The organism is Amycolatopsis alba DSM 44262 (genome assembly GCF_000384215.1).
GTDB lineage: Bacteria > Actinomycetota > Actinomycetes > Mycobacteriales > Pseudonocardiaceae > Amycolatopsis > Amycolatopsis alba.
In genome coordinates this window covers 1,580,484-1,605,621 of sequence record NZ_KB913032.1, presented here as the reverse complement: position 1 = coordinate 1,605,621, position 25,138 = coordinate 1,580,484, and the positions used below count along the sequence as shown (strand labels likewise).

Annotated in this window: 20 protein-coding genes; 11 read left to right on the top strand and 9 right to left on the bottom strand. The window is 69.2% G+C overall.

The features are described from left to right. Positions 1-31: 31 nt before the first annotated feature. The 4 genes from AMYAL_RS0107365 to AMYAL_RS0107350 all read left to right on the top strand — a co-directional run bounded on the left by AMYAL_RS0107365 (position 32) and on the right by AMYAL_RS0107350 (position 6,201). The gene (locus AMYAL_RS0107365; RefSeq protein WP_245192821.1) at positions 32-3,850 is read left to right on the top strand and encodes a non-ribosomal peptide synthetase family protein; all 3,819 of its coding nucleotides are present in this window, start codon (positions 32-34) and stop codon (positions 3,848-3,850) included. A 17-nt stretch (positions 3,851-3,867) separates the two neighbouring features. After that, positions 3,868-4,614: a maleate cis-trans isomerase family protein gene (locus AMYAL_RS0107360; RefSeq protein ID WP_020630666.1), complete on the top strand. Its 747-nt coding sequence runs from the start codon at positions 3,868-3,870 to the stop codon at positions 4,612-4,614. A gap of 45 nt (positions 4,615-4,659) precedes the next feature. Next, a complete protein-coding gene (locus AMYAL_RS0107355) occupies positions 4,660-5,238 on the top strand; it encodes a TetR/AcrR family transcriptional regulator (protein WP_020630665.1) in 579 nt (192 codons plus the stop codon). 102 nt (positions 5,239-5,340) lie between these two features. Next, positions 5,341-6,201, top strand: coding sequence for an NAD(P)-dependent oxidoreductase (locus AMYAL_RS0107350; protein ID WP_020630664.1), 861 nt, complete (start codon positions 5,341-5,343; stop codon positions 6,199-6,201). A 48-nt stretch (positions 6,202-6,249) separates the two neighbouring features. Here AMYAL_RS0107350 and iolD read toward each other — a convergent pair whose 3' ends face one another. Genes iolD through AMYAL_RS0107315 form a run of 7 tightly spaced genes read right to left on the bottom strand, consistent with a single transcriptional unit; the run spans position 6,250 to position 13,624 of the window. After that, positions 6,250-8,088 carry a 3D-(3,5/4)-trihydroxycyclohexane-1,2-dione acylhydrolase (decyclizing) gene (iolD, locus tag AMYAL_RS0107345; RefSeq protein WP_020630663.1) on the bottom strand — a complete coding sequence of 613 codons (1,839 nt, stop codon included), beginning with the start codon at positions 8,086-8,088 and terminating at the stop codon, positions 6,250-6,252. After that, positions 8,085-8,975, bottom strand: a complete 891-nt coding sequence (iolB, locus tag AMYAL_RS0107340; protein WP_020630662.1) for a 5-deoxy-glucuronate isomerase — start codon at positions 8,973-8,975, stop codon at positions 8,085-8,087. The genes iolD and iolB overlap by 4 nt, the downstream gene beginning before the upstream one ends. Further along, entirely contained in the window at positions 8,972-9,904 is a 933-nt protein-coding gene (iolC, locus tag AMYAL_RS0107335) for a 5-dehydro-2-deoxygluconokinase (RefSeq protein WP_020630661.1), read from the bottom strand. The genes iolB and iolC overlap by 4 nt, the downstream gene beginning before the upstream one ends. Continuing rightward, on the bottom strand, positions 9,901-10,686 hold the full coding sequence (locus tag AMYAL_RS0107330; protein ID WP_020630660.1) for an ATP-binding cassette domain-containing protein: 786 nt from the start codon (positions 10,684-10,686) through the stop codon (positions 9,901-9,903). Before AMYAL_RS0107330 ends, iolC begins: the two co-directional genes overlap by 4 nt. Next, positions 10,683-11,717, bottom strand: a complete 1,035-nt coding sequence (locus AMYAL_RS0107325) for an ABC transporter permease (protein ID WP_020630659.1) — start codon at positions 11,715-11,717, stop codon at positions 10,683-10,685. Before AMYAL_RS0107325 ends, AMYAL_RS0107330 begins: the two co-directional genes overlap by 4 nt. Then, positions 11,714-12,700 carry a sugar ABC transporter substrate-binding protein gene (locus AMYAL_RS0107320; protein ID WP_026466831.1) on the bottom strand — a complete coding sequence of 329 codons (987 nt, stop codon included), beginning with the start codon at positions 12,698-12,700 and terminating at the stop codon, positions 11,714-11,716. The genes AMYAL_RS0107325 and AMYAL_RS0107320 overlap by 4 nt, the downstream gene beginning before the upstream one ends. Positions 12,701-12,724: 24 nt before the next feature. Then, a complete protein-coding gene (locus AMYAL_RS0107315) occupies positions 12,725-13,624 on the bottom strand; it encodes a sugar phosphate isomerase/epimerase family protein (RefSeq protein ID WP_026466830.1) in 900 nt (299 codons plus the stop codon). Positions 13,625-13,742: 118 nt separating this feature from the next. Here AMYAL_RS0107315 and AMYAL_RS0107310 point away from each other — a divergent pair, with 118 nt between their 5' ends. From AMYAL_RS0107310 to AMYAL_RS0107300, 3 genes are all read left to right on the top strand, one after another. Beyond that, positions 13,743-14,747, top strand: a complete 1,005-nt coding sequence (locus AMYAL_RS0107310) for a LacI family DNA-binding transcriptional regulator (protein ID WP_026466829.1) — start codon at positions 13,743-13,745, stop codon at positions 14,745-14,747. Between the two features lie 4 nt (positions 14,748-14,751). Beyond that, positions 14,752-15,753, top strand: coding sequence for a Gfo/Idh/MocA family protein (locus AMYAL_RS0107305; RefSeq protein ID WP_020630655.1), 1,002 nt, complete (start codon positions 14,752-14,754; stop codon positions 15,751-15,753). A 389-nt stretch (positions 15,754-16,142) separates the two neighbouring features. Beyond that, positions 16,143-16,637 carry a hypothetical protein gene (locus AMYAL_RS0107300; RefSeq protein WP_020630654.1) on the top strand — a complete coding sequence of 165 codons (495 nt, stop codon included), beginning with the start codon at positions 16,143-16,145 and terminating at the stop codon, positions 16,635-16,637. On the opposite strand, the gene AMYAL_RS0107295 is transcribed toward AMYAL_RS0107300, so the two are convergent. Further along, positions 16,634-19,621 (bottom strand): AfsR/SARP family transcriptional regulator, encoded by a 2,988-nt coding sequence (locus AMYAL_RS0107295; RefSeq protein WP_020630653.1) that lies wholly within the window; start codon positions 19,619-19,621, stop codon positions 16,634-16,636. The two genes, AMYAL_RS0107300 and AMYAL_RS0107295, sit on opposite strands and share 4 nt — an antisense overlap. A 408-nt stretch (positions 19,622-20,029) precedes the next feature. Here AMYAL_RS0107295 and AMYAL_RS0107290 point away from each other — a divergent pair, with 408 nt between their 5' ends. From AMYAL_RS0107290 to AMYAL_RS0107275, 4 genes are read left to right on the top strand one after another with little or no spacing between them, the layout of a single operon-like run. Then, positions 20,030-20,425: a GntR family transcriptional regulator gene (locus tag AMYAL_RS0107290; RefSeq protein WP_020630652.1), complete on the top strand. Its 396-nt coding sequence runs from the start codon at positions 20,030-20,032 to the stop codon at positions 20,423-20,425. After that, positions 20,422-21,285, top strand: a complete 864-nt coding sequence (locus AMYAL_RS0107285; protein WP_020630651.1) for an ABC transporter ATP-binding protein — start codon at positions 20,422-20,424, stop codon at positions 21,283-21,285. Before AMYAL_RS0107290 ends, AMYAL_RS0107285 begins: the two co-directional genes overlap by 4 nt. A 10-nt stretch (positions 21,286-21,295) precedes the next feature. Then, entirely contained in the window at positions 21,296-22,084 is a 789-nt protein-coding gene (locus tag AMYAL_RS0107280; RefSeq protein WP_020630650.1) for an ABC transporter permease, read from the top strand. 14 nt (positions 22,085-22,098) lie between these two features. Then, the gene (locus AMYAL_RS0107275; protein WP_020630649.1) at positions 22,099-23,019 is read left to right on the top strand and encodes an ABC transporter permease subunit; all 921 of its coding nucleotides are present in this window, start codon (positions 22,099-22,101) and stop codon (positions 23,017-23,019) included. A 20-nt stretch (positions 23,020-23,039) separates the two neighbouring features. Here the strand turns inward: AMYAL_RS0107275 and asnB are convergent, their stop codons facing one another. Then, positions 23,040-24,872, bottom strand: a complete 1,833-nt coding sequence (gene asnB / locus AMYAL_RS0107270) for an asparagine synthase (glutamine-hydrolyzing) (protein WP_020630648.1) — start codon at positions 24,870-24,872, stop codon at positions 23,040-23,042. Between the last annotated feature and the right edge of the window lie 266 nt (positions 24,873-25,138).

The following is a 25,138-nucleotide window of genomic DNA, read 5'->3' as shown; positions in this document are numbered from 1 at the left end:
CGGCGCGCGGCCACGGAATTCGTAATGGGGGATGGCTTTGCCACAGGAAAAGATCATGATGCCCGCCGACAACGGCACGTCGTTTCACCGCGTCCGTTCCGCCACCTGCCTTCCGGAGCTGCTCGGTCAGTGGTCGAGAACGCGGCCGGAGGCGGTCGCCGTCGTCGATGGCGACCGTGAATTGACCTTTCGCGAACTCGAAGAAGCCAGTGCGGGACTAGCCGCGCAACTCGCCGGTCTGGGGATCGGCACGAATGATCTCGTCGGCCTTCACGTCGAGCCTTCCGCGGACCTGATGGTCGGCGCGTGGGGAATTCTCGCGTCCGGTGCCGCTTATCTGCCGTTGTCCCCGGAGTACCCGGAAGAGCGGCTGCGGTACATGCTCGAGGACAGCCGCGCCGGTGTCGTCGTCACACAACCGCACCTGGCCGGGCGGCTGGCCGGGCTGGTGCCCGCCGGGACCCGGATCGTGTCCGTGGCCGACGTGCGCGACGAGACCGGCGAGATCCCGCGCGGGCCCCGGCCGGACTCGCTCGCCTACGTCATCTACACCTCGGGCAGCACCGGCAAGCCGAAGGGCGTGATGATCGAGCAGCACAGCGTCGTGTCCCAGCTGCGCTGGCTGCAGGCTTGTGGTCACCTGGACCCGAGCGTCACGGTGCTGCAGAAGACGCCGATGAGTTTCGACGCCGCGCAATGGGAGATCCTGGCGCCCGCCGCGGGGGCCCGCGTGGTGATGAGCCCGCCGGGGAGTTTCCGGGACCCCGAACTGCTGATCGACACGGTGACCGGGCACGGCGTCACCACCCTGCAGTGCGTTCCGACGCTGCTGCAGGCACTGCTCGACACGGAACGCTTCGGGACCTGCGCCTCGTTGCGGAAACTGTTCTCCGGCGGTGAGGCGCTTTCGCGTCAGCTGGCCGGGGAACTCGCCCGTGAGCTGCCGTCGGCGCGGCTGGTCAACCTCTACGGGCCGACCGAATGCACGATCAACGCGACCGCCCACGTCGTCGACCCGGACACGATCGGCGAGGGCGCCGGGACGGTCTCGATCGGCGTGCCTGCCGACAACACCCAGTGCTTCGTGCTCGACGCGGAACTCGCCCCTGTCGACATCGAGGAGACGGGCGAGCTGTACATCGGCGGTGTCCAGCTGGCTCGCGGCTACCTGAACCGGCCGGAGCAGACGAGCGAGAAGTTCGTGCCGAACCCGTTCGTGCCGACCGAACGGCTGTACCGCACCGGCGACCTCGCCTACTGGAATCCGGACGGCACGCTCCAGTTCGTCGGCCGCGCCGACAACCAGGTCAAACTGCGCGGCTACCGGGTCGAGCTGGACGAGATCGCGGTGGCGATCGAGGAGCACACGTGGGTGCGCCGCGCGGCGGCGGTGGTGACCGACGACGAGCGGACCGGCTCGAAGTCGCTCGTCGCGTGCGTGGAGCTGAATCCGCGTGAAGCCGCGGTGATGGATCAGGGCAACCACGGTGGGCACCACCAGTCGAAGGCCAGCAAGCTGCAGGTCAAGGCGCAGTTGTCCGATCCGGGCGTGCGCGACGATCTCGCCGCTCGTCCGGCCGTCACCCTGGATGGCAAGCGGGAGACCGCCCGTCAGCGGCGAGAAGTCTTCGCTCGCAAGACTTATCGTCACTACGAGGGCGGCGACGTCACCCGCGACGACCTCGTCGCGCTCCTGGCAGCTCGCCCTGTCCGTACGTACTCCCGCGAACCCGGTGAGCTCGCGTTCGCCGAACTGGGTGAGCTGCTGCGCTGGTTCGGCCGGTTCCAGAGCGACGAGCGGCTGCTGCCGAAGTACTCCTACGCCTCGCCGGGCGCGCTGTACGCGACGCAGTTGTATCTGGAGACCAGCGGTCTCGACGGTCTCGGCGCCGGGATCTACTACTACCACCCGATCGACCACACGCTGGTCCTGCTCGGCGAGAGCGCGGGCAGCGGGCATTCGGTGCACTTCATCGGCCGTACCGGGGCCATCGAACCGGTCTACAAGAACAACATCCGCGAGGTCCTCGAATTCGAGACGGGCCACATGGTCGGTGTCTTCGAGGACGTCCTGCCCGGATACGGCCTCACGATCAGCCCGTCGGCGTTCGACCCGGCGGTGGCCGTCCGCGTCGGTGCCGCGGCCGAAGACCACTACCTCGGCACGTTCGCCCTGCACGCCGACGACGGCGAGCTGCACTGGGACGACATCGAACTGTTCGTGCAGGCCCATCCGGACCGGGTCGAGGGCCTGCCCGCCGGCACCTACCGCTGGCGGGCCGGGGATTTCGAGCGGCTCTCCGGCAAGCTGATCGAGGCCAAGCACGTGATCGCGATCAACCAGCAGGTGTACGGCCGCGCGGCCTTCGGCGTCACCGCGGTCAGCCGCACCGCCGACGAATGGCTTGAGTACGTCGGTCTCGGCGCGAAGCTGCATCACCTGCAGCGCAACGGACTGGGCTTCGGCTTCATGTCCTCGGGCTACAGCTCCAAGAGCGGCAACCCGTTGCCCGCCGCGCGGCGGATCGACGACATCCTCGCCGGGCAGGGGGTCGCGCCAGGTCCGTCGTACTTCTTCGTCGGCGGAAAGGTGAGCCCGGAGCAGACGCGCAGCGAGGGGATGCGCGAAGACGCCGTGCACATGAAGGGGCCGGCGGAGCTCATCCGCGACGAACTCGCGACCACCCTGCCCGACTACATGATCCCCAACCGGGTGCTGGTGCTGGACGAGTTGCCGTTGACCGCCAACGGAAAGGTCGACGCGCACGCGCTGGCGGCGGCCGACGCCGTCCGCGCCACGAGCGGCGCGCCGTACGTCGCGCCTTCGACGAGCCACGAGCGGTGGCTGGCCGGGGTGTGGGGCAAGGCGCTGAAGTACGACGACGTCTCGGCGATGGACGACTTCTTCGCCGTCGGCGGCAACTCGCTGACCGCGGTCGCCCTGGTGAACCGGATCAATCGCGAGTACGGCAGCCGGCTGCCGTTGCAGGTCGTCTTCGAAAGCCCGAAGCTGGCCGATCTGGCCGCCCGGATCGGCGAGGACTCCGCCCGGCCCTCGTCGCGGCTGGTCCCGCTGGCGACCGGCGGCGGCGACCCGGTGTTCTGCTGGCCGGGACTCGGCGGCTATCCGATGAATCTGCGGCTGCTGGCTTCGGAAAGCGGTCTGGGACGGCCGTTCTACGGAGTGCAGGCCCACGGCGTCAACGCGGGCGAAAAGCCGTACGCCACCGTCGAGGAGATGGCGAAGGCCGACGTCGCCGAGATCAGGCGTGTCCAGCCGGAGGGCCCGTACACGCTGTGGGGTTACTCGTTCGGCGCGCGGGTCGCGTTCGAAACGGCGTGGCAGCTGGAGCGGCAGGGACAGCGGGTGGACGACCTGCTGCTGATCTGCCCCGGCAACCCCGAGGTCGCGGGCGGCGGGGAGCGGGTGGCGAGCTACACGAATCCGGCGTACCTGACGATCCTGCTGTCGGTCTTCCTCGGGTCGATCTCCGGGCCGGAACCGCTGGCCTGCAAGGAGACCGTCCGTGACGAAGACGGCTTCGTGGCCTTCGTGGCGGAGCTGCTGCCCGCCCTCGGCGAACAGCTCGTCCGGCGCGTCGTCCGGATCGTCGAGGAGACCTACGAGTTCGACTACACCTTCCGTGAACTCGCACGGCGGCGGATCGCGGCACGGGTGACCCTGTTCAAGGCCGCGGGCGACGACTACTCGTTCGTCGAGAACAGCTCCGGGTACTCGGCCACGCCGCCGGAGGTGGTCACGCTCGAAGGCGATCACTACAGCGTCCTCAAGGAAAACGGGGTCGCGGAACTGGTGTCGGCGATCCGCGCCCGGCTCGCACCCCTCTGAGCTAAGGAGGAACCACCGTGCCCGACTCTCTCGGTCCCCGCCTCAAGGTCGGCGTCGTCGTCCCGTCCACCAACACCTCGGCCCAGCCGGAACTGGACGCGCTGCGCCCCGACGGCGTCACCAACCACACCGGCCGGATGGTCATCGACGACGATCCGATGCTCGACGAGCCCGGTTTCGGTCACGTCATGCACAGCATCCGGCTGTCGACACATCCGGCGATCCGGAGCGTCACCGGCTGCGGACCCGACTGCGTGATCGTCGGGGTCTCACCGGAAAGCTATTGGGAGGGAAAGGAATCGCATGGCAGTGTGCTCGATTCGATGCGGGAAGCCGCGGGTGGCCGTCCGGTGACGATGAGCCCGGACGCGATCAACGCCGCGCTCGAGGCGCTGGACGCCCGCCGGATCGCGGTCATCACGCCGTACCTGCCGGTCGGCGACGACTCGGTGGGCCGCTTCTTCGCCGACAGCGGCTACGACCTGCTGAACCTCCACGGGCTCGGCATGCCGAGCCCGGCCAGGATCTCGCACGTCTCGGAGGCCCAGCTCAGGGACGCGGTCAAGGAGATCGACAGCGCCGAGGTCGAGGCCATCGTCCAGGTCGGCACCAACGTCGCCATGGCGCGGCTCGCGGCGGTCGCCGAGTTCTGGCTGGGCAAGCCGGTCCTCTCGAACAACGTCGTCCTGTACTGGCACGCCCTGCGCCGGAACGGCATCGCCGACCGCGTGCGCGGCTTCGGCTCCCTGCTGGCCGAGCATTAGCGCTGATATTTGACTGGTCATTACAGAACGTGCGATGCTGGTGACATGCCCCGTCCGAAGGGATTCGATCCCACCGAGGCGCTCGACGCCGCGGTCGGCACCTTCTGGCAAAAGGGATACGCGGCGACGTCGGCCCAGGACCTGGTCGACGGCACCGGCCTCGGCCGGGGAAGCCTGTACAACACGTTTTCGAGCAAGCAGCAACTGTTCAAGGAGGCGCTGCGGCGCTACGAGGAAACGTCCGCCACGCGGGTGGAAGAGATGCTGGTCGCCCCCGGAACCATCCGGGAGCGGATCAGGCGCGTGCTGATGGACGTGGTCCACGACGAGATGGACACCTCGGCCACGCACCGCGGCTGCCTGGCCGTCAACGCCGCCCTGGAGCTCGGCGGCGTCGACGACGAGGTCACCGCCCGTGTCCGCCACAATTTCGAACGGGTGGAGAACGCGTTCCAGGTCGAGTTCGCCGCCGCGAGACAAGCGGGCGAGATCGGGCCGGGCCGTGATCCACGGGCGCTGGCGCGGTTCACCCTCGCCGCGATGTACGGCCTGCGGGTACTCGGCAAGACGGCCGACCGGCAGGCACTCACCCAAGTCGTCGAAACCACCATCGAGGCGTTCTGATGTTCCAGGTTTCGTAACAGACCCCAGCGTTCGACCCGGTTTTCTTGGCGCTAGTTCTTTAACGACCATTCCATTATCGAAGACGAGGAGTGAAGGCCAGTCATGACGGAAACCGTCGCGGTACTCGGCACCGGGATCATCGGTGCCCCGGTCGCCCGCAACCTGAGTAAGGCCGGGTTCGCGGTCCGGGCCTGGAACCGCACCGCGGCCAAGGCCGAAGCCCTCTCCGGGGACGGCGTCCAGGTCGCGGCGAGTGCCGCCGAAGCGGCCGAGGGCACGCGGGTCGTGATCACGGTCCTCACGGACGGCGCGGCGGTGCTGGAGGCGATCCGCGCGGCCGCCCCCGCCGCCGGGACGATCTGGGTGCAGCTCAGCACCGTCGGCGAGGCTGTCGAAGACCTGGTCGCGTACGCCGACGAGCAGGGCCTCGTCTTCGTCGACGCGCCGGTCCAGGGCACCCGCCAGCCCGCCGAACAGGGTCAGCTGATCGTGCTGGCGGCAGGCGTGGCCGAGGCGCGCGAGACCGTCCAGCCGGTGTTCGACGCGATCGGCAAGCGCACGCTGTGGGTCGGCGAAGACGGCCGCTCCGGCGCGGCGAGCCGGCTCAAACTGGTGCTGAACACGTGGGTGATCGCGCTGACCCACGGCGTCGGCGAGGCGCTGGCGCTGGCCGAAGGACTCGGCGTCGACCCTCGGCACTTCGTCGACGTCGTCACCGGCGGCCCGATGGACAACGGCTACTTCCAGGCGAAATCCGCCGCGATCCTCAAGAACGACTACACCACCGCCTTCTCGGTCGACAACGCCGAGAAGGACGCCCGGTTGGTGCTCGCCGCCGCGGCTCGCGCGGGTGTCCGGATGGACGCCGTCGAGGCCGGGCGGGCCCGCTTCGCCCGTGCTTCCGAAGCCGGGCACGGCGACGAGGACATGGCGGCCGGTTACTTCGCCAGCTTTGACAAATAGGGCGGGGGTGGGCGCGGCCGCGTCCGGTTCACTGGACGCGGCCGCGCCCTAGCTCGTCACATAGCGCACCTGCCCCGACTTCCCCTGCTCGAAGCCTTCCCGTCCGGAAAGGTGCTCCGGGACGCCGACCTCCCACCAGACACCGGCTTCGGTCCACGAGTTCGGCTGAGTCCGCACGACGACCACCGCCGGCCGTTTCTCAGCCACCGCTGCTTCTCTCGCCTTCGCGTAGGCAGCCCGCACATCGTCCAACGAGGACGCGGTGAACACCGCGCACCCCAGCGACTCGGCGTGCTTCGCGAAGTCGACCCGAGGTGGTGAGGAGTGCGTGCTCAGGCAGTCGGCGAGGAAGTTGTTGAACGGCTTCCCGCCTTGGCCCTCCTGCAGCCGGGCGATGACCGCGTAGCCGTCGTTGTCGCAGACCACCGCGACGAAGGGATGACCGGCGAAGGCGGCGGAGAACAGTTCCGAGTTCAGCATCAGGTACGAGCCGTCGCCCAGCATCGTGGTCACCAGACCGTCGGCGTGCGCCATCGCGGCGCCCCACGCGCCCGCGAGTTCGTAGCCCATGCACGAGAACCCGTACTCGACGTCCATGCTGACCGAACCCGATCCGCGCCAGCCACCGATGAGTTCCCCCGGCATCCCGCCGGACGCGGTCATCACGTAGTCGTGCGGCTCGGAGAGATCGTTGACCGCGCCGACCACCTGGGCGTAGGTCGGCACCTCACCGGAACCGGCGCGCAGCGTGTCGATGTGCTCGTCCCATCGGCCGCGTTCCGCCGCCGCCCGCTCTGTCCACAGTGGATCGGTCCGCCAGCTCTCCAGCTGGGCGGCCAGATCCGCGAGGCCCGCGTCGGCGTCGCCCACGACGGCCAGCGCGCCGTGCTTGACCGCGTCGAACCGGGCCGCGTTCAGGGTGACCAGCCGGACACCGGGCGAGAACACCGTCCAGGACGCCGTGGTGAAGTCCTGCAAGCGGGTGCCGACGGCCAGTACGACGTCGGCCTCGGCGGCCAGGACGTTCGCGGACGCCGAACCGGTGACGCCCAGCGGACCGGCGTGCAGCGGATGACCGTGCGGCACCAGGGTGCGCCCGGCTGTCGTTTCCGTGACCGGGATCCCGTGCCGCTCGGCGAAGGCCAGCGCGCGCTCACCGGCGCCGGAGTACCGGACACCACCTCCGAGCACCAGCAACGGTTTCCGCGCGGCCCTCAGCACGCCAGCCGCTTCGGTGAGCGCCCGGCGATCGGGCCGGGGGCGCGGCGGGCGATGGGTCACCGGCTCGAAGAGCGCGTCCGGGAAGTCGTAGGTCTCCACCTGGACGTCCTGCGGCAGCGCCAGCGTCACCGGGCCCGCGTCCGCCGGATCGGTCAGCACCCTGGCGACCTGCGGCAGCGTCGAGAGCAGCTGCTCGGGACGGGTGATCCGGTCGAAGTACCGGCTCACCGCGCGGAAGGCGTCGTTGACCGTGGCCGTCGGATCACCGAAATGCTCCACCTGCTGCAGCACCGGATCCGGGGCGCGGCTGACGAAGGTGTCACCGGGGAGCAGCAGGACCGGTAGCCTGTTGGCGTGCGCGACCCCGGCCGCGGTGACCATGTTCAGCGCGCCGGGCCCGATCGACGACGTCACCACGCCGACCTGCCGCCGGTGCGTCGCTTTGGCGTAGCCGACCGCCGCGAGCGCCATGCCCTGTTCGGTCTGCCCGCGCCACAAGGGGAGTTCGTCGCGCCGCTCCTCCAGCGCGGTGCCGAGACCGAGGACGTTGCCGTGCCCGAAGATCGCGAAGACCCCAGGGAACAGCGGGACTTCCAGGCCGTCGAGGGTTTCCGAGCGTTGCGCGAGCAGCCAGCGCACCAAGGCCTGCGCTGTGGTCAGCTTCATGACACCCGCCCTTCGTGCGACGTGACCGGGCAGCGCGGATCGAGTTCCTGGTCGTTCCACGTCTCACGGATCCAGCCGTGCGCGGGGTCGTCGCAGAAGGCCATCGACCGTTCTTCGGCGGGCCCGGCCAGGACGTTCAGGTAGTACATCGGATAGCCCGGCGCGGCGACGCAAGGCCCGTGATAGCCGCGCGGGATCAGGAAGACGTCCCCGTCCCGGACCGCGACGTCCTCGTCCAGTTCGCCGTCCGAGGTGTACGTCCGGTGCAGACCGAACCCTTCGCGTGAAGGGGTCACGCCATCGCGACCGGCGACGCGGAAGTAGTAGATCTCCTCGTTGACGACCTCGCATTCGGACGCCTCGTCGTGTTTGTGCGGCGGGTACGACGACCAGTTGCCGCCGGGGGTGATCAGCTCGCACGCGTTCAGCTTGTCCGCGTGGTCCCAGACACCCGGCACCCCGAAGTTGGTGACCTGCCTCGTGGCCTGTCCCGCGCCGCGTACCTCCACCGGAACGTTCTCGGCCGGTCCGTAGCGCGGTTCGAGACGGCGGCCGCAGCGTGCCATCGGCAACGCGACCTCGATCCCTTCGACTGTCGACAATTCGACTTCGGCGTCGCGCGGGACATAGGCGAAGTCCGTGACCCTGATGAACACGGAGTCCCGCCCCGTGAGGTCGAAGACCTGCCCGTCGACCCGGACGGTGCACGCCCCCGCCAGCGGCAGCACGAACGCTTCGTACTCGCCGGTGCGCACGACCCTGGACTCACCGGCGGCCAGCGAGAGAACCCGCAGGCCACTGTAGGTCCAGCCTGCCGAGTCCGGGGTGAGCCGGACCGGGTCCCGCTCGTCCGAAAGCGTCCCGAGCGGACGGTGCAGCTTGCTCACAGCAACTCCTCGATCTCGTCGGCGGTGGGCATGGCGTCGGCGCAGGCCAGCCGGGAAGCGACGAGCGCGCCGGCCGCGTTGGCGTAGGTGGCGATGCGCACCGGATCCCAGCCGGACAGCAGACCGTGGATCAGCGCGCCGCCGAAACCGTCCCCGGCGCCGAGTCCGCACACGACCTCCACCGGCTGGGGAGACACGGTCCAGCGGCCCTCGGCGGTGGCCACCAGGACACCTTCGGCGCCCTTCTTGATCACCGCGAGTTCGACGCCCCTGGCCAGCATCCGGGACGCTGCCTCGTCGGGGTCCGCCGTGCCGACTGCGACCTCCGCCTCGGTGCGGTTGCCGACCGCGACCGTGACGTGGTCGAGCATCCAGCCGATCTCCTCGCGCGCGGTTCCGGTGTCGGGCCAGAACATCGGCCGGAAGTCGAGGTCCAGCACGGTATGCGAACGGCGTCCGCGCCGCCGGAGCATCTCGCGCTGGGTGCCGCGTGCCGGTTCGACGGAGACACCGGTCCCGGTGACCCACAGCAGCGGCACCGATTCCACCACGTCCCAGGGCACGTCGGCCTCGTCGATGGTCAGATCCGGCGCGATGGGGGACCGGTAGAACAGCAGCGGAGGATCCGCGGGCGGGTCCAGCGCGCAGAACACCACCGGTGTCTGCAGTCCCGCCGACGTCCCGACGTGATCGGGGGACACGCCGAACTCCCGCAGCGCCTGTCGCACGTAGTCCCCGAATCCGTCCGGACCGACCTTCGTCAGCACCGAGGTCGAGCGGCCGAGCCGCGCGGCGGCGACCGCGACGTTGGTCGCGGTGCCGCCGAGCGACTTGGCGAAGGTGCTGACCCCGGCCAGCGGTACGCCGCTCTGTTCGGGGTAGAGGTCCACCCCGACCCGGCCGACGGTCAGTGCTTCGAGAGCGGTCATGAAGGGGACTCCGCGGCTCGCAATTCGTGTTCGAGGGCTTCCAGTTCCGCGCCGCCCGCCATCTGCCGGGTCAGTTCGGCCAGGTCGATCCCGGATTTCTCGTAGGCGCCGAGCGGCGCGCCCCGTTTGAGCAGCAGGAAACGATCGGCCACCGGGTACGCGTGATGCGGGTTGTGCGTGATCAGCACGACGCCCAGCCCGCGGTCACGGGCCTGCGCGACGTACTTGAGCACGACACCGGCCTGTTTCACGCCCAGCGCGGCCGTCGGCTCGTCGAGGATCAGGACCTTCGCCCCGAAGTGCACCGTCCGCGCGATGGCGACGCACTGCCGCTCGCCACCGGACAGCGTGCCGACCGGCTGCTCGACGTCACGCAGGTCGATGCCCATGTCGGACAACGCCTTCTTGGTCGTCGCGCGGCCCTTCTTCCGGTCCAGCGCGCGGAACGGGCCGAAGCCGACCGTCGGTTCGGAACCGAGGAAGAAGTTCCGCCACACGCTCATCAACGGCACGACCGCCAGATCCTGGTAGACCGTCGCGATGCCGCGATCGAGTGCCTCGCGTGGCGAGGCGAACCTGACCGGTTCGCCGTCGACGAGGAACTCGCCCTTGTCGTGCTGGTGGACCCCGGCCAGGATCTTGATCAGCGTGGATTTGCCTGCGCCGTTGTCGCCGAGCACGCAGGTCACCTCACCGGCGTTGACCACGGTGGACACGTCGCGCAGCGCGATCACGCTGCCGTAGGTCTTGCCGACGTCCTTGACCTCCAGGAGATGACTCATCGCCGGACCCTTTCCGCGCGCCGCCGGAAGGCGTTGTTGACCAGGACCGCGGACAGCAGCATCACGCCGAGGAACAGCATGAACCAGTCGCTGTCCCAGCGGGCGAACACGATGCCCTGCCTCGCCATGCCGAAGATCAGCGCGCCGATCGCGGCGCCGATCGCCGAGCCGAACCCGCCGGTCAGCAGGCAGCCGCCGATCACGGCCGCGATTATGTACTGGAACTCCAGCCCGATGCCCTGGTTCGCCTGGACGCTCGCGAACCGCAGGATGTTGATCGAGCCGACCAGCCACGCGGCGAGCGCGGTGGTCATGAACAGCATGATCTTGGTGCGCACCACCGGGACCCCGACCGCACGCGAACTCTGCGCGGAACCGCCGACGGCGAAGATCCAGTTGCCGAGCCGGGTCCGGACCAGCAGCCAGGCCGCCAGTACGGCGAACCCGATCCACCAGACGATGGAGATCTGGAACGCCGTCCCGCCGATGTCCACTGTGGACGCGAAGACGAAACCGGCGGACTCGTAGCCGTCGGTCGAGCGCATCCCGGAGACCTGGACGGTGCCGGTGACCAGCCGCGTGACGCCGAGGTTGAGCCCCTGCAGCGCCAGGAACGTGCCCAGGGTGACGATGAAGCTGGGCAGTCCGGTGCGCAGCACCAGCCAGCCGTTGAACGCGCCGACCGCGAGGGCGAAGACCAGGGACGCGAACAGCGCGAGCCAGACGTTCCAGCCCGCCTGCGTCGCCAGTGTCGCGGTGACGAGCGCGGTGGACGCTGTCATCACGCCTGCCGAGAGGTCGAACTCGCCGCCGATCATCAGCAGGGACACGGCGACCGCCATGATGCCGAGCGTCGAGGCGTCGTCCAGCCAGGTCGCCACGCCGCTGCCGCTGAAGAACTGGTCGGTGACGACGGTGAAGAACAGGAAGACGACGACGGCGCCGAGCAGCGAGCCGATCTCGGGCCGGACGACCAGCCTGTCCAGCAGCCGCGGTTTCGCGACCCGTTCGTCGAGGGTGGTGGTTGTCATCGCGTGCCCCTTTGCACGTACCGGCCGACGGTGTCCACAGTGGATTTATCGACCAGGTCGGGCCCGGTGAGCACCGGTTTCCCGCCGCCGACGACGTTCGCGTTGTCCCGGTAGAGCTTGAGGAACTGCACCGGGAGATAGCCCTGCTCGTACTGTTGCTGGTCGACCGCGAAGACCACGTCGCCCGCCTTGATCGCGCCGACCACGTCGGTGTTGAGGTCGAACGTGCCGACCTGCGCCGGTGAGCCGACCGCCTTGATCGCGCTCACCGCCCGCGCGGCGACCTGCGAGTTCAGCGTCAGGACTGCGTCGAGCGAGGAATCGGTCTGCACCGCGCCCCTGATCCGGGATTCGGCGTCGGTGGGATTGCTGATGTCGACCTGCAAGGTCTGCACGTCGCCCGCGAAGCCGGTCTTCGCGCCGTCACAGCGCTGGGCCTGCCCGACGTTGCCCGCTTCGTGGACCACGCAGAGCAGCTTCTTCTTGCCCAGTTCCCTGAACTTCTTCCCGGCTTCCTCACCGGCGATGGTCTCGTTCTGCCCGACGTGGGTGAGCGCGCCGTACGCCGCGCTCTTGTCCTCACCGGAGTTGATGGTGATGACCGGGATCCCCGCGCGGACCGCGTTCTCGATCGAGGTCTTGAGCGCCTCCGGGTTCGCCATCGACACCACCAGCCCGCCGACCTGCTGAGCGACCGCGTTGTCGATCAGCTTGGCCTGGTTGCCGGGGTCTCCGTCGGAGTTGTACTCGACCTGGACGCCGAGCTGCCTGCCCGCCTCCTCGGCGCCGTTCTTGACCACGTTCCAGAACGCGTCACCCGCCGTGCCGTGCGAGATGACCGCGACCCGCAGCGGCCCACTGGGCTGGGTCGTCGCCGGGCCCGCGCCCTCGGCGGGTTTCTCCTCGGCCTTCGGCCCGGTGCACGCGGACAGGAGCAAAAACCCCGCCACAAGCACCATCGCCGCCTTCAAGCGATGGGACATCGTCGTCTCTCCTCGCTTCTTCCGTTACCTGGCAGCCGGGAGCCGGCTGACGATTCCGCCGAGATGGGCCAGGCTCCTGGTCACATCCCGCTTCGGTAGATCTTCCGGGCTCCCCTCGCTCAGCGCGGTGTCCTGTTCGAGCACGTACCACCCGTCATAGCCCGCCTCGTCGACGAACCTGACCATCGCTTCGATGTCGACGTCTCCGTCGCCGAGCGGCACATACAGACCTTTGCCCACAGCTTCCGCGTAGGGAAGCCTCCCGGCGCGGACGTCCTCGGCGAGTTCGCCGCGTACGTCCTTGAGATGCAGGTGACCGACCCGTTCGGGATACCGCTTGGCCAGCGCGACCGGATCGGTCCCGCCGATCAGGAGATGCCCGGTGTCCAGGCACAGCGGGAGTGTGGAATCGGCGAGGAAGCGCTCGACCTCGTCCTCGGTCTCCGCGTGTGTCCCGACATGCGGGTGCAGCACGGTGCGGAGCCCGTGGCGCGCGGCGATTTCCCCGATCTCGCCGGAGGTTTCGATCAGGGTCGCCCATTCGGCGTCGCTCAGCTCGGGGCGATCGTCGTAGCCGTCGAGACCGGTCGCGGCGGCGAGCACGAGCATGTCGCCACCGCACGCGGCGAACAGCGCGGCGGACTCTTCGGCCTCCGCCAGCGCTGCTTCCGGGTTTTCGTGCAGGACGACGGCGAGGAAGCCGCCGACCAGGTCGAGTCGGTAGCCGCCCAGCAGTTCACGCAGCCCGGCCGGGTCGCGCGGCAGATACCCCGGCGGGCCGAGTTCGGTCGCGCGGACCCCCAGCTCCGCCATCTCGCCCAGTACGGTCCCCGCGTCGAGCACGCGGCCCCAGCCGGGGACTTCGCATACGCCCCAAGAGATCGGGGCGGCGGCGATTCGGATCCGGGACGTCGTCGCTGTCATCGGCGGCCTCCTGCGGCGGGTTCGGGTAGCGGGAGAGTGTTGGAGCGCTCTATTGATTAGAGCGCTCTAATCATGTAGTGTCCGTCACAGCAAAGTCAAGGGCAGGGGGAGACTGGGAATGGCGAGACCGACGATGGAGGACGTCGCCGCGAAAGCGGGGGTGTCCCGTGCGCTCGTGTCCCTGGTGATGAGGAACGCGCCGAACGTCTCCGACGAACGGCGGACAAGGGTGCTGTGCGCGGCGCACGAACTGGGCTACGAACCGCACGCGATGGCCAGGTCGCTGGCCAGCCGGACGTCGACGGTCCTCGGTGTGATGGTCTCCGATCTCCGCAACGCGTTCTTCGCCGACGTCGTCGAGGGGCTCGACGCGGCGGCCGAAGCGGCCGGATTCCATTTGATCCTCAACACCGGCGGCCGCAGTCCCGCGCGCGAGCGCGCCGCGCTGAAGAATCTGCTGTCCTTCCGGCCTGCCGGGGTGATCCTGCTGTCGCCGGTGGTGCCGGCGTCGGCGATCGAGGAGGCGGCCGCGCAGGGCCCCGTCGTCCTGGTGTCGCGCACCTCGCGGGTAGCGGAGGTGGACACGGTGAACGACGACGGCGAAGCGGGGTCCGCGCTCGCTGTCGACCACCTGGTCTCCTTGGGGCACCGAAGGATCGCCCATCTGGACGGCGGGGTCGCCGCCGGCGCGGCGGCCCGGCGCCGGGGTTACCAGCAGGCCATGCGGCGGCACCGGCTGCATCCGCATATCGTGCGCAGCGAGCATACGGACACCGCCGGTGAGAAAGCCGTGCACGAACTGCTCGGCGACCCTCCGCGCGAGGGAGTGCCGACAGCGTTGCTGGCGGGCAACGATTTCAACGCCGTCGGCGCCATCTCCGCGCTGGAAGAGGCGGGCCTGCGGGTCCCCGAGGACGTATCCGTCGTCGGCTATGACAACACCTCGCTGGCCGCGCTGAAACATCTCTCACTGACCACTGTGGACCAGCCGCGCACCGAAATGGGCAGGCTGGCCGTCGAAGCACTGCTCGAACGGGTCCGGGGTGAACGCACCGAACCGGTCCGGCATCTGCTGCACCCGTCGCTGGTGGTCCGTTCGACCACCGCCGCTCTGGAAAGGTAACGACATGAGGTTGGGACTCGCCGGCACCGGCCGGATCGGCACTTCGCACGCCGAAACCTTGAGGAGCTTCGACGAGGTTTCGTCCGTGGTCGTCGCCGATGTCGACGCCGGCCGCGCGGCGGCGGCCGCGGCCAAGATCGGCGTCGAAGCGGCGGCGGACATCCCCGCGCTGTTCGCGTCCTCTTTGGATGGTCTGGTGATCACGGCGGCGACGGACGCGCATCCGGAACTGATCCTCAAGGCCGTCGACGCGGGAATCCCGGTGTTCTGCGAGAAGCCGGTCGCCGCCGACATCCCCGGCACCCTCGCGGTGATCGACAAGATCTCCGGATCGGACGTGCCGGTACAGATCGGTTTCCAGCGCAGGTTCGACGCGGGCTACGCCGCCGCCCGTGCGGCGGTGGCGTCGGGCGAGCTCGGCTGGCTGCACACCTTGCGCGCGACCACGCTGGACCCGGCACCGCCACCCGCGGACTACGTCGCGCACTCCGGCGGCCTGTTCCGGGACTGCGGGGTGCACGACTTCGACGTCGTCCGGTTCGTCAGCGGCCGTGAGGTCGTCGAGGTCTACGCCGTCGGGGCGAACAAGGGCGAGCGGTTCTTCGTCGACGCCGGTGACGTCGACACCGCGGCCGCGACCCTGACGCTGGACGATGGAACGCTGGCGGTGGTCTCGTTGACACGCTACAACGGCGCGGGCTACGACGTCCGGCTCGAAGTGCTCGGCTCGGCGGGGAACGCCGTGGTGGGCCTGGACGATCGCGCACCGCTGACCTCGGTGGAACCCGGCGTCCAGCCGTTGCCCGGCCCCGCCTATCCCGGTTTCATGGAGCGTTTCCGGCCCGCGTACATCAGTGAGCTGAAAGCCTTCCTCGACGTCGCCGCCGGTCGTGCGCCGAGCCCGTGCGGAGCGGCGGACGCACTGGAGGCGTTCTACATCGCCGAGGCGTGTGAGCTCTCCCGGCGCGAGCGCCGCCCGGTCCGCGTCGAGGAGGTCCGCGCCTGAAGCACGCTCACGACCACCTGAACCGATCTGGCCGTTTCGCGTGATCAGACGGACGACACGTGTGATCAGACGGACGACACGCGTGACTGGCTGGACGGCACCAGCGCGGCCGGGTCTCGCCGCGAGTCGTCCGCCGGAACACACGTGTCGTCCCTCCAATCACGCGAGTTCCGGCTCTGATCACGCGAGTTCCGGCTCTGATCACGTGAGTTCCGGGTCCGAGCACGCGAGTCACGGGTTCGATCACGTGAGTCGCCTGTTCGGCTGCCTGGGTACTGTGAAGGCAGGTTGCTGCCAAAGGCCCATCGCCACCGGAACACTTTCGCTAACGTGATCGTCGACCATGACGGGCGGCAGGTTCACGCCGCCATAACGCGCGAGGAGCCTGGATGCAGCCGAACCCACCGCAGCACGGGTTTGCCCCGTACGGCCGGCCACCCAAGCCGAGGGCGAACGCCGGGGCGGCGGTGGTCGCCGGCAGCCTGGCGCTGCTCACCGTCGGCATGGTCGTCTGGTTCACGCTCTACAACGTCGTCTACGCCACCGAGTCGGCCGATCACGTGTCCGGCCCGGTGGCGCAGAACCTGATCGGTGGTGTCGTCGGAGCGGGGGCGCTGGCGGTCGCGGCGGGATTCACGTTCGCCCGCCGGATCGCCGGAGCGTGGACCCTGTCCGCGCTTTGCGCGCTCTACGTACTGGCGATCTTCGTGGCGGCGCCGCTGCTGTGGGGGACGCCCTTCAGCGTTCACCTCGGGTGGATCTTCGGCTTCGACAAGAGCAACGGCGTCGCTGTGGCGTTGACGGTCATCTTCGCCATCCTGACAGCGATCATGGCGGCGATCACCGGCAGCGTGAGGTCGTCCGGCGAGAAGGCACGCGGCTAAAGCTCGTCCAGGATCAGCTTCGCGCGTTCCTCCACGAGCCGGTAGCCGGAGCGCGCGGCGAGTTCCAGCGCCAGCTCCCCGTGCGTCCGGGCTTCCGTGAGTTTTCCCAGTGTCCGCAGGGTTTCCGCGAGCCCGGTCCGCGCGGCGGCCTCACACCAGAAGAAACTGGTCGTCCGCGCGATGGACAACGCGAGCCGGTGCTGCTCGGCGGCCTCCTCGGGCAGGCCTAGCCGCAGGCAGACCTCGCCGAGTCCGACGAGCGTCCAGGCCTCGGTGCCCCGGTCGCCGATCTTGCGGGTGAGTTCGACGGCTTCGAGCGCGTCCGCGCGGTTCTGCTCGCCTGGGTCGCGCCTGCTTTCGAGCACGGCCCTGCCGGACAGTGCCGTCGCCTCGCCGTAGGTGTAGCCCAGTTCGCGGTTGGCGGCGAGCGCGCGGGTGTAGAAGTCGTAGGCGTCGTCGGGAAGGCCGAGGTCGCGGTGCACGTTGCCGAGGTCGACCAGCAGGACCGCGACGCTGAACCGGGCGCCGTCCTGTTCCGCGACCGTCAGCGCGCGGGTGAAGTTGGCGAGCGCCTCGTCGAGCTGACCGGTCTGCCAGTACGGGAAACCGAGGTTCGCCAACGCCATCGAGATCCCCGGCAGGTTCAGTTCTTCGCACAGCCGCAGGGATTCCAGCCCGCAGCGGATCGCTTCCTGCGGGTCGCCGAGACGCTGGTGCACCGCGCTCAGATTGTTGAGCACGGCCGCTCGCCCGGCGTCCCAGCCGTCGAGGAGGTCCCCGCGCAAGGCGCTCGTCAGGTGTTCGCGGGCCTCGTCGTAGCGGCCACTGTTGACGCAGGCGAGCGCGATGCTCAGATGCATCGCCGCCTGCGCTTGCCCGGCTCCGCTGCGTCGGGCGGCCTTGAGCGCCGTCGACGCGGTGTCGATCCATTCCGCGTGGTGACCGCGCTGGTGGAAGAAGGCGCGGAGCGCGTCGGCGAGATGCCAGGAGAACTCCGGAGGACCGTGTTCCGCGCTGTGCTCGACCGCCGCGGCGAGGTTCGGCCACTCCGCGTCCAGCCAGGCCAGTGCCTCTTCGGTGTCGCCGAAGGGCCGCTCTTCCGGTTCTTCGCGCGGCAGGCGCAGGAAATGCGGGATGAGGACACGGCCCGCGGCGTCGGCGGTGGTCAGGTAGTTCGCGAAGAGCCGCCTCTCCGCGATGTCACGTTCGGACTTCGTGTCCTCCGCCCACGTGCGGCCCGCCGCGAAACTGCGGAGAAGGTCGTGGAACCGGTAGCGACCAGGGGTGTAGCGCTCGACCAGGTGTGCCGCCGCGAGTGCCTTGAGCTGCTGGTTCGCCTTCGAGTGCGGCGCGCCGGTCAGTGCCTGCGCGGCGGGGGCGGTGAACGTCTGGCCGGGGACGAGCGCGAGCCGCCGGAACAGCAGCCGGTGCTCCTCGGGAAGCGCGCGGTAGGAGACGCCGAACGCCGTGGTCACGGCACTTTCCTCGGCCCCGTCGACGGTCAGTTCCGCCAGCGGGTCGCCGCCGGCGAGCTCGCGGGCGAGTTCGGCGATCTCGGGTTCGCCGCTCGCGCCGAGGTTGGCCGCCGCGATCCGGAGGGCGAGCGGGAGGTGCCCGCACAGCCGGGCCAGCTCGGCGGCCGCGACGGCCTCGGCGGCGACGGTCTCGCTGCCGAGCACGGCTTCCAGCAGGTGACGAGCGTCTTCGGCGGGCAGCACGGACAGCGGGAGCGCGCGGGCGCCGGTGCGGGCGATGAGATCGCCGAGCCGCTGACGGCTGGTGACCAGGACGGTGCCCGACGGCGGCAGCAGCGGCAGCACCTGGCCGGTGTCACGCACGTTGTCGAGGACCAGGAGGACCCGGCTGTCGGCGAGGAGCGACCGCAGGAGCGCGGCACGGGTGTCGATGTCCGGCGGGATCGCCTTGGGCGCGGTGCCGAGCGCTTGCAGAAGCTGGGTGAGCGCGACGGCCGGGGTGAGCGGTTCGTGGTCGGGATCGAAACCGCGCAGGTCGAGGTAGAGCTGGCCGTCGGGGAACGCGTCGCGGACGCGGTGGGCCCAGCGGACGGCGAGCGCGGTCTTGCCGACCCCCGCGGTCCCGCTGATGACCCAGATGTCGGTGCCCTCGCTCGCGTGCCGGGTCGCCTCGTCGAGCCGCTCCAATTCGGACGCCCGCCCGGCGAACCCCCGGACGTCGTGCGGCAGCTGCGCCGGCCGCACCGGCTCGGGCCTGGTCGCGGCCGTCGTGGGCTCCAGGGCGGGGTCGGCGGCGAGGATGGCGGCTTCGAGCCGCCGCAGCTCGGGCGAGGGATCGAGACCCAGTTCGGTGCCGAGCCTGCCCCTCAAAGCGCGGAAAGCCTCGAGAGCGTCGTCGGTGCGCCCTTCGCGGTGCAGCGCGAGCATGAGCTGCCCGACGAACCGCTGCCGCAGGGGATGCGCGGCGACCAGCTCGGTCAGCTCGGCGAGGACCTGCCTGCCGCGGCCGAGCCGCAGCTGCACTTCGGCGCGATCTTCCAGCGCCGTCCAGCGTTCCTCGTGCATGCCGCCGCGGAGCCGCTGGGCGACCTCGCCGCTCACGACGTCGGACAACGCCTCCCCGCGCCACAGGCCGAGCGCTTCGTCTAGGAGTTCCACGGCGGTTTCGTCGTCGGCCTCGCGGGCTTGCGCGGTCAGCGCGGTGAAGCGGTGCAGGTCGACCTGGCTCGGGTCGACCTTGAGCAGGTACCGGGTCCCCTCGGAGACGATCTCCGGCCCGTCCGCGCCGCGGAACACCGCGCGTAGCCTGGACACCAGCGCTTGAACGGTGTTCCGGGCACTCGCCGGCGGTTCTTCGGGCCAGAGCAGGTCGATGATCCGGTCGCGGGGCACCGGCCTGCCCGCCTCCAGCAGCAGAACCGCCAGCACGAGCCGTTGCTTGGGCGAGCCGAGATCGACCGGAACGTCACCGGCCCGCGCTTCGACGGCGCCGAGGACGCGGAACTCCACCCGGCCACCTCCGCTCACCCTCGTCAGAGCCTGCAAGCGTAGTGCAAGCGCGCTGCATCCGGCCGCCGTGATCCTTCAGGGGTGTCCACCGAGGACCCGTCGCCGGAACCGTGCCCAACCAACAAGACGGGCAGGACCCCCCATTCGGTTCCGGTACGACGGTGGGCACCTTCAACTTGCACAGGCACCGCCTTCCGGGGCGGTGGGGGTTGGGGGTAGTGCCAGCTCGACGTCTTCCCCCGTGTCGTCGGACTGGCGCTTCTTCTTGACTGGGGCTGGGGTTATCCGTGAAGGCCTCCTTGAGGGACTCAGAGTCCCTCAAGGAGGCCTTCACGGTTTTCGGTATTTGACAAGCGCACCCGTCTGCCTGCACCCTTTCACTACTTAATTAGTGAAAGGGTGTTGCCAGTGGTCACCTTCCACCTGGACAAGGGCTCGGGCGTCTCGACGTACGTCCAGCTCGTCCAGCAGGTCAAGAACGCCCTCCGGCTGGGATTGCTGGAGCCGGGGGACCGGCTGCCGACGGCGAAGGAGGTGGTCGCCGAGCTGGCGATCAACCCCAACACCGTCCTCAAGGCCTATCGCGAGCTGGAACGCGAAGGGCTCGTCGAGGGAAAGCCAGGCCTCGGCACCTTCGTCCAGAAGACACTCGGAGGAGCTTCGTTCGCGGAGCGCACGCGGTTGCGCAAGAGCCTGGGTGTCTGGGTTCGCGACGCGCGGGAATCGGGTCTGGACCAGGAAGACGTCGAGGCGCTGTTCACCTCGGTGGTGGTCGATGGCTTTCGAGGGGAGCGAACCGCATGACTGACAAGCCCATCATCGAAGCGACCGGTCTCGGCAAGCGTTACCGCCGCAAGTGGGCGCTGCGCGACTGCTCCCTGTCCGTCCCGAAAGGACGGGTCGTCGCCCTCGTCGGGCCCAACGGCGCGGGCAAGACGACGTTCCTGCACCTGGCCGTCGGGCTGCTCGACGCGACTCTCGGCTCGGTCTCGATCCAGGGAACCGCCGCGTTCCTCGCCCAGGACAAGCCGTTGTACTCCGGCTTCAGCATCGCCGAGATGCTGAAATTCGGCAGGCGCCTCAACCCCGGCTGGGACGACGAGTTCGCGCTCAAGCGCATCGATTCACTCGGGCTTTCCCTGAAACACAAGGTCGGCAAGCTGTCCGGCGGGCAGCGCGCGCAGGTCGCGCTCACCCTCGCGCTGGCCAAACGCCCGGATCTCCTGGTGCTGGACGAGCCGCTCGCGAACCTCGACCCGCTGGCCCGCCACGAGGTCATGCGCGGGCTGATGGAGGCGGTCGCGGAAACCGGCATGACCGTCCTGCTCTCCTCGCACGTCGTCTCCGACCTGGAGAACACCTGTGACTGGCTGATCGTCCTCAACGGCGGCCGCGTCCAGGTCAGCGGCGACATCGACGAACTCGTCGCCGGGCACCGCATCCTTTCCGGGCCCGTGGAGGAGGCCGACGCGCTGGCCAACCGCGTCGCGGTCGTCGACGAGGCTCGTGCGGGCAGGCAGGCGACCGTCTTCGCCCGCACCGAACCGGTTCCCCTGGGTCCACAGTGGACCGAACGGTCGGCGAACCTGGAGGAGCTCGTGCTCGCCTACCTGCGGCGGCCCGAGTCCGCGAGCCTGCCGCGTCCGACACTGGCTTCGGCGTAAGGGGGAAAAGATGTTCTGGCTCACCTATCGCCAGCATCGCATGCAGTTGCTGATCACCGCAGGCCTGCTCGTCGCCGTCGGGATCCTGTTGCTGATCAACGGGAACGCCGCCGCGGACAGCCCGAATCCGGCGAAGGTCTTCTCGGATCTATACCAGTATCTGTCCTGGCTCCAGGTCGTCCCGGTGGCCATCGGCGTGTTCTGGGGCGCGCCGCTGGTCGCGGCGGAATTCGAACGCGGCACGACGAAACTCGTCTGGACCCAGTCGATCTCGCGATTCCGGTGGCTCGGCGTGAAACTCGGGTTCCTCGCGGTCCTCGCCACTCTCGCGGGTCTCGCGTTCGGCACGATGATGCAGCGCTGGGTCGCGGTCTTCCCCGCCGACCGCGGCGACACCTCGTTCACCAGCCGCTTCGACAATCCGGTGCTGTTCGCGATGACCGGCGTCGCGCCCGGCGCGTGGTGGCTCTTCGGCTTCGTGCTCGGCACCGCCGCGGGTGCGATCGTCCGCAAGACCCTTCCCGCCATCGCCGTCACCATCGCGGTGACGGTGGGCCTGATGATCGGCGTGACCAACATCCGTGATCTCTACGCCGATCCCGAGCTCGTCCCTCTGGGCACCGAACCCGTCGGCAGGGTCCTCGAAATGATCACGGACGCCGCCGGGGAGGTCACCGCGCTCAAGGTCCTGCCGCAGGACTGGTACTGGCGCTTCCAATGGACCGAAGCCGCGATCCTCGCGGGTGTCTCGCTTCTGCTCGCCGCCACCGCGACCTTCGCCATCCGGCGCCGCTCCTAGAAAGGAACACGTTCTTGCTCTGGCTCACCTGGCGGCAGCACCGTACCCAGCTGCTCGTCACCCTGGGGTTCCTGGCCACCCTCGGGGCGATCCTGTTCCTGTCCGGGCAGGCCGCCATCGACGCTTCGAACGGCAAGACCGCTATGTACTGTCATGGAGGCGGCATCCCGTGCCGTGAGTACGACGCGGGACTGGAGGACCTCTATCAGCAGATCTACCCACTGATCGCGATGATGCCGTTCGTCCCCCTGCTGGCAGGTGTCTTCTGGGGCGCGCCGCTGCTGGCCAAGGAGTACGAGCGCAACACCCATCAGCTCGCGTGGACGCAGTCGGTCGGCCGCGGGCACTGGCTGGCCGTCAAGTTCGGCGTCCTCGCCGGATGCGCGGTCCTGGCCGGATTCGGTTCGGGGCAGATGTTCGGCAGGTGGCTGGAAATGTTCCCCGGCAAGGCGGAGACCTTCGCCGAGACGTCCTACTTCGGTGCGGTCGGGGTCGCGCCCGCCGCCTGGTGGCTGTTCGCCTTCGCCCTCGGGACGGCGGCCGGGGTGCTCGTGCGCAAGACCTTGCCCGCCATCGCGATCACGGTCGCGGTGTTCCTCGCGGCTTCGATCACCTTGCTGCTGCTGAGGCCGCATTACGCCGAGCCGGTGCGGACGACCGGCTCTGATCCGGCGACGTTGGGGGCTCTGATCGTGAAGGTGGGCCGCGTCGCGCCGGACGGCCACGACCTGGGTTCGCTGGACGAGGTGCCCGGTTGCCCGCTGGGGCTGGGGAAGAACGCGTGCGCCGAGGCCGCGGGCTACCGGGACTTCACCGTTTACCAGCCCATCGGGCGGTTCTGGCGGTTCCAATGGACGGAGGCCGGAATCCTGCTCGCGGCGACCGTGGTGCTCGGGGGCGTCGCGGCCGGGGGAACGGTCCGCCGCCGTCGCTGAGACGGCGGCGGACCAGGGGCTCAGTCCAGCTGGAGTTCGGGCCGGTACAGGTCGAACCAGTGGTAGAGGTCCAGCGCCCGGTCGATCCCGGCGCGCTGGGCCGAGGGCATCGTCGCCGGGTCCACTTCGGACGCCCGGTGCAGCCAGTCCCGGTCCAGCAGGGAGAACACCGGGTTGTCCCGTTCGGCCAGGGCTTCCTTGGCCTGCTGCTGCAGCGCCGCCGCGTAGCCGGGGTCCTGTGTGGACGGATACGGGCTCTTGACCCGGTCGCGCACCGACGCGGGCAGCACATGCTTGGTGGCGTGCCGCAGCAGGCTCTTTTCCCTGCCGTCGAACGTCTTCAGCGACCAAGGCGTGTTGTAGACGTACTCGACGAGCCGGTGGTCGCAGAACGGCACGCGCACCTCGAGCCCGACAGCCATCGACGCGCGGTCCTTGCGGTCCAGCAGCATCCGCACGAACCGGCTCAGGTGGAGGTTGCAGACCGTCCGCATCTTCCGGTCCTGCTCGCTCTCGCCGTCGAGGTGCTCGACCTGGGCGACCGCGGTGGCGTACTGGTCGGCGATGTACCCGGTCAGGTCCAGCTTCTCTCGGACCTCGCCGCGCAGGATGGTGCCCCGTTCACTGGTGAGCCCCATCCGGAAGGCGAGCCAGGGGAAGGTCCCCGAGTTCACCGCGGCTTCGTCGTGGAACCAGCGGTATCCGCCGAAGACCTCGTCGGCCGACTCGCCGGACAGCGCCACCGTGGATTCCGCGCGGATCGCCTTGAACAGCAGGTACAGCGAGGCGTCCATGTCGCCGAGCCCGGCCGGGATGTCCCGCGCGGTCAGCACCTTGCGGCGGATCTCGGGGTCGCTGAGCTCGGCCGGGTTCAGCACGACGTCCTTGTGGTCGGAGCCGACCAGCTGCGCGACGTCGCGGATGAAGGGCGAGTCCGGGGTGTCCCGCACCTCGTCCGGCTGGAAGTTCTCCTCCTGGCCCTGGAAATCGACCGAGAACGTGCGCAGCCGTTCGCCCTGTTCGGCCAGCCGTGTGGCGGCGAGACCGGTGACGGCGCTGGAGTCGAGCCCGCCGGAGAGCAGGACGCAGCGCGGCACGTCGGCGACGAGCTGACGGTGGACGATGTCGGTCATCAGCTCGCGGACCCGCTCGACCGTGGTCTCCTGGTCGTCCGTGTGCTGCTTCGCGTCGAGCTTCCAGTACGTCCGCGTGCGGATCCCGGAGCGGTCGACGGTGACGATCGTGCCCGGCCCGACCTCGTGCATGCCCTTCCACAGCGACCAGCCCGGCGTCTTGGTCATCGACATCAGCTCGCGCAGGCCGTCGGTGTCGATCACCTTGCGCGCCAAGGGATTCGCGAGGATCGCCTTCGGTTCGGAACCGAAGAGGACGCCGTCCGGGGTCGGGTAGTAGTAGAACGGCTTGATGCCCATGCGGTCGCGGATCATGACGAGCTTCTCTTCGCGCTCGTCCCAGATCGCGAAGGCGTACATGCCGTTGAGGTGGTCGACGACCTCGTCGCCCCACTCCAGGTAACCGTGGAGCACGACCTCGGTGTCGCTGTCGGTCTCGAATTTGTGGCCACGCTTGGAAAGCTCCGCGCGCAGCTCGGTGAAGTTGTACGCCTCGCCGCTGTAGACCATGGCCGCCAGCCCGGCTTCGGCCATCGGCTGCCTGCCGCCCGGCAGGTCGATGATCGCGAGACGGCGGTGACCCAGCGCCACCTGGGGCCGCACCCAGGTACCCGAGTCGTCAGGCCCGCGGCACGCCATGGTCGCGGTCATCGCGTCGACGACCTCCCGGCGCTGCGTCAGATCCGTGTCGAAGGAGACCCACCCTGCGATTCCGCACATCGCTACCTCCTGGTGATTAGTTAGCACATACAACTATCCGTAACACCGGTTTAACACGCTTCGGTCGGCTTGTCTGCCCGAATTGCACGCTCCGTCCGCAGTGCGTCACCGTCTGTGGGCCACGTCACCGGGCATCAAGAAGTCGTAAAGGCACCCGTTCGGGGCATCAAGAGGCCGTCAGTCGATCACCGGAAACGCTTTGACCAGGCGCACTGTTGCGGAGTCCTGGTCACCGATGGGGTGACCTGTCCTGAGAGGTGCCTAGT

Excerpts from the sequence above, each read along its gene's own strand:
- iolC (WP_020630661.1), bottom strand. The coding sequence starts at position 9,904 with ATGACCGCTCTCGAAGCACTGACCGTCGGCCGGGTCGGGGTGGACCTC.
- AMYAL_RS0107325 (WP_020630659.1), bottom strand. The coding sequence starts at position 11,717 with ATGACAACCACCACCCTCGACGAACGGGTCGCGAAACCGCGGCTGCTG.
- AMYAL_RS0107280 (WP_020630650.1), top strand. The coding sequence starts at position 21,296 with ATGTTCTGGCTCACCTATCGCCAGCATCGCATGCAGTTGCTGATCACC.
- AMYAL_RS0107310 (WP_026466829.1), top strand. The coding sequence starts at position 13,743 with ATGGCGAGACCGACGATGGAGGACGTCGCCGCGAAAGCGGGGGTGTCC.
- AMYAL_RS0107315 (WP_026466830.1), bottom strand. The coding sequence starts at position 13,624 with ATGACAGCGACGACGTCCCGGATCCGAATCGCCGCCGCCCCGATCTCT.
- AMYAL_RS0107330 (WP_020630660.1), bottom strand. The coding sequence starts at position 10,686 with ATGAGTCATCTCCTGGAGGTCAAGGACGTCGGCAAGACCTACGGCAGC.
- AMYAL_RS0107320 (WP_026466831.1), bottom strand. The coding sequence starts at position 12,700 with ATGTCCCATCGCTTGAAGGCGGCGATGGTGCTTGTGGCGGGGTTTTTG.
- asnB (WP_020630648.1), bottom strand. The coding sequence starts at position 24,872 with ATGTGCGGAATCGCAGGGTGGGTCTCCTTCGACACGGATCTGACGCAG.
- iolD (WP_020630663.1), bottom strand. The coding sequence starts at position 8,088 with ATGAAGCTGACCACAGCGCAGGCCTTGGTGCGCTGGCTGCTCGCGCAA.
- AMYAL_RS0107365 (WP_245192821.1), top strand. The coding sequence starts at position 32 with ATGGCTTTGCCACAGGAAAAGATCATGATGCCCGCCGACAACGGCACG.
- AMYAL_RS0107350 (WP_020630664.1), top strand. The coding sequence starts at position 5,341 with ATGACGGAAACCGTCGCGGTACTCGGCACCGGGATCATCGGTGCCCCG.
- AMYAL_RS0107305 (WP_020630655.1), top strand. The coding sequence starts at position 14,752 with ATGAGGTTGGGACTCGCCGGCACCGGCCGGATCGGCACTTCGCACGCC.
- AMYAL_RS0107355 (WP_020630665.1), top strand. The coding sequence starts at position 4,660 with ATGCCCCGTCCGAAGGGATTCGATCCCACCGAGGCGCTCGACGCCGCG.
- AMYAL_RS0107300 (WP_020630654.1), top strand. The coding sequence starts at position 16,143 with ATGCAGCCGAACCCACCGCAGCACGGGTTTGCCCCGTACGGCCGGCCA.
- AMYAL_RS0107285 (WP_020630651.1), top strand. The coding sequence starts at position 20,422 with ATGACTGACAAGCCCATCATCGAAGCGACCGGTCTCGGCAAGCGTTAC.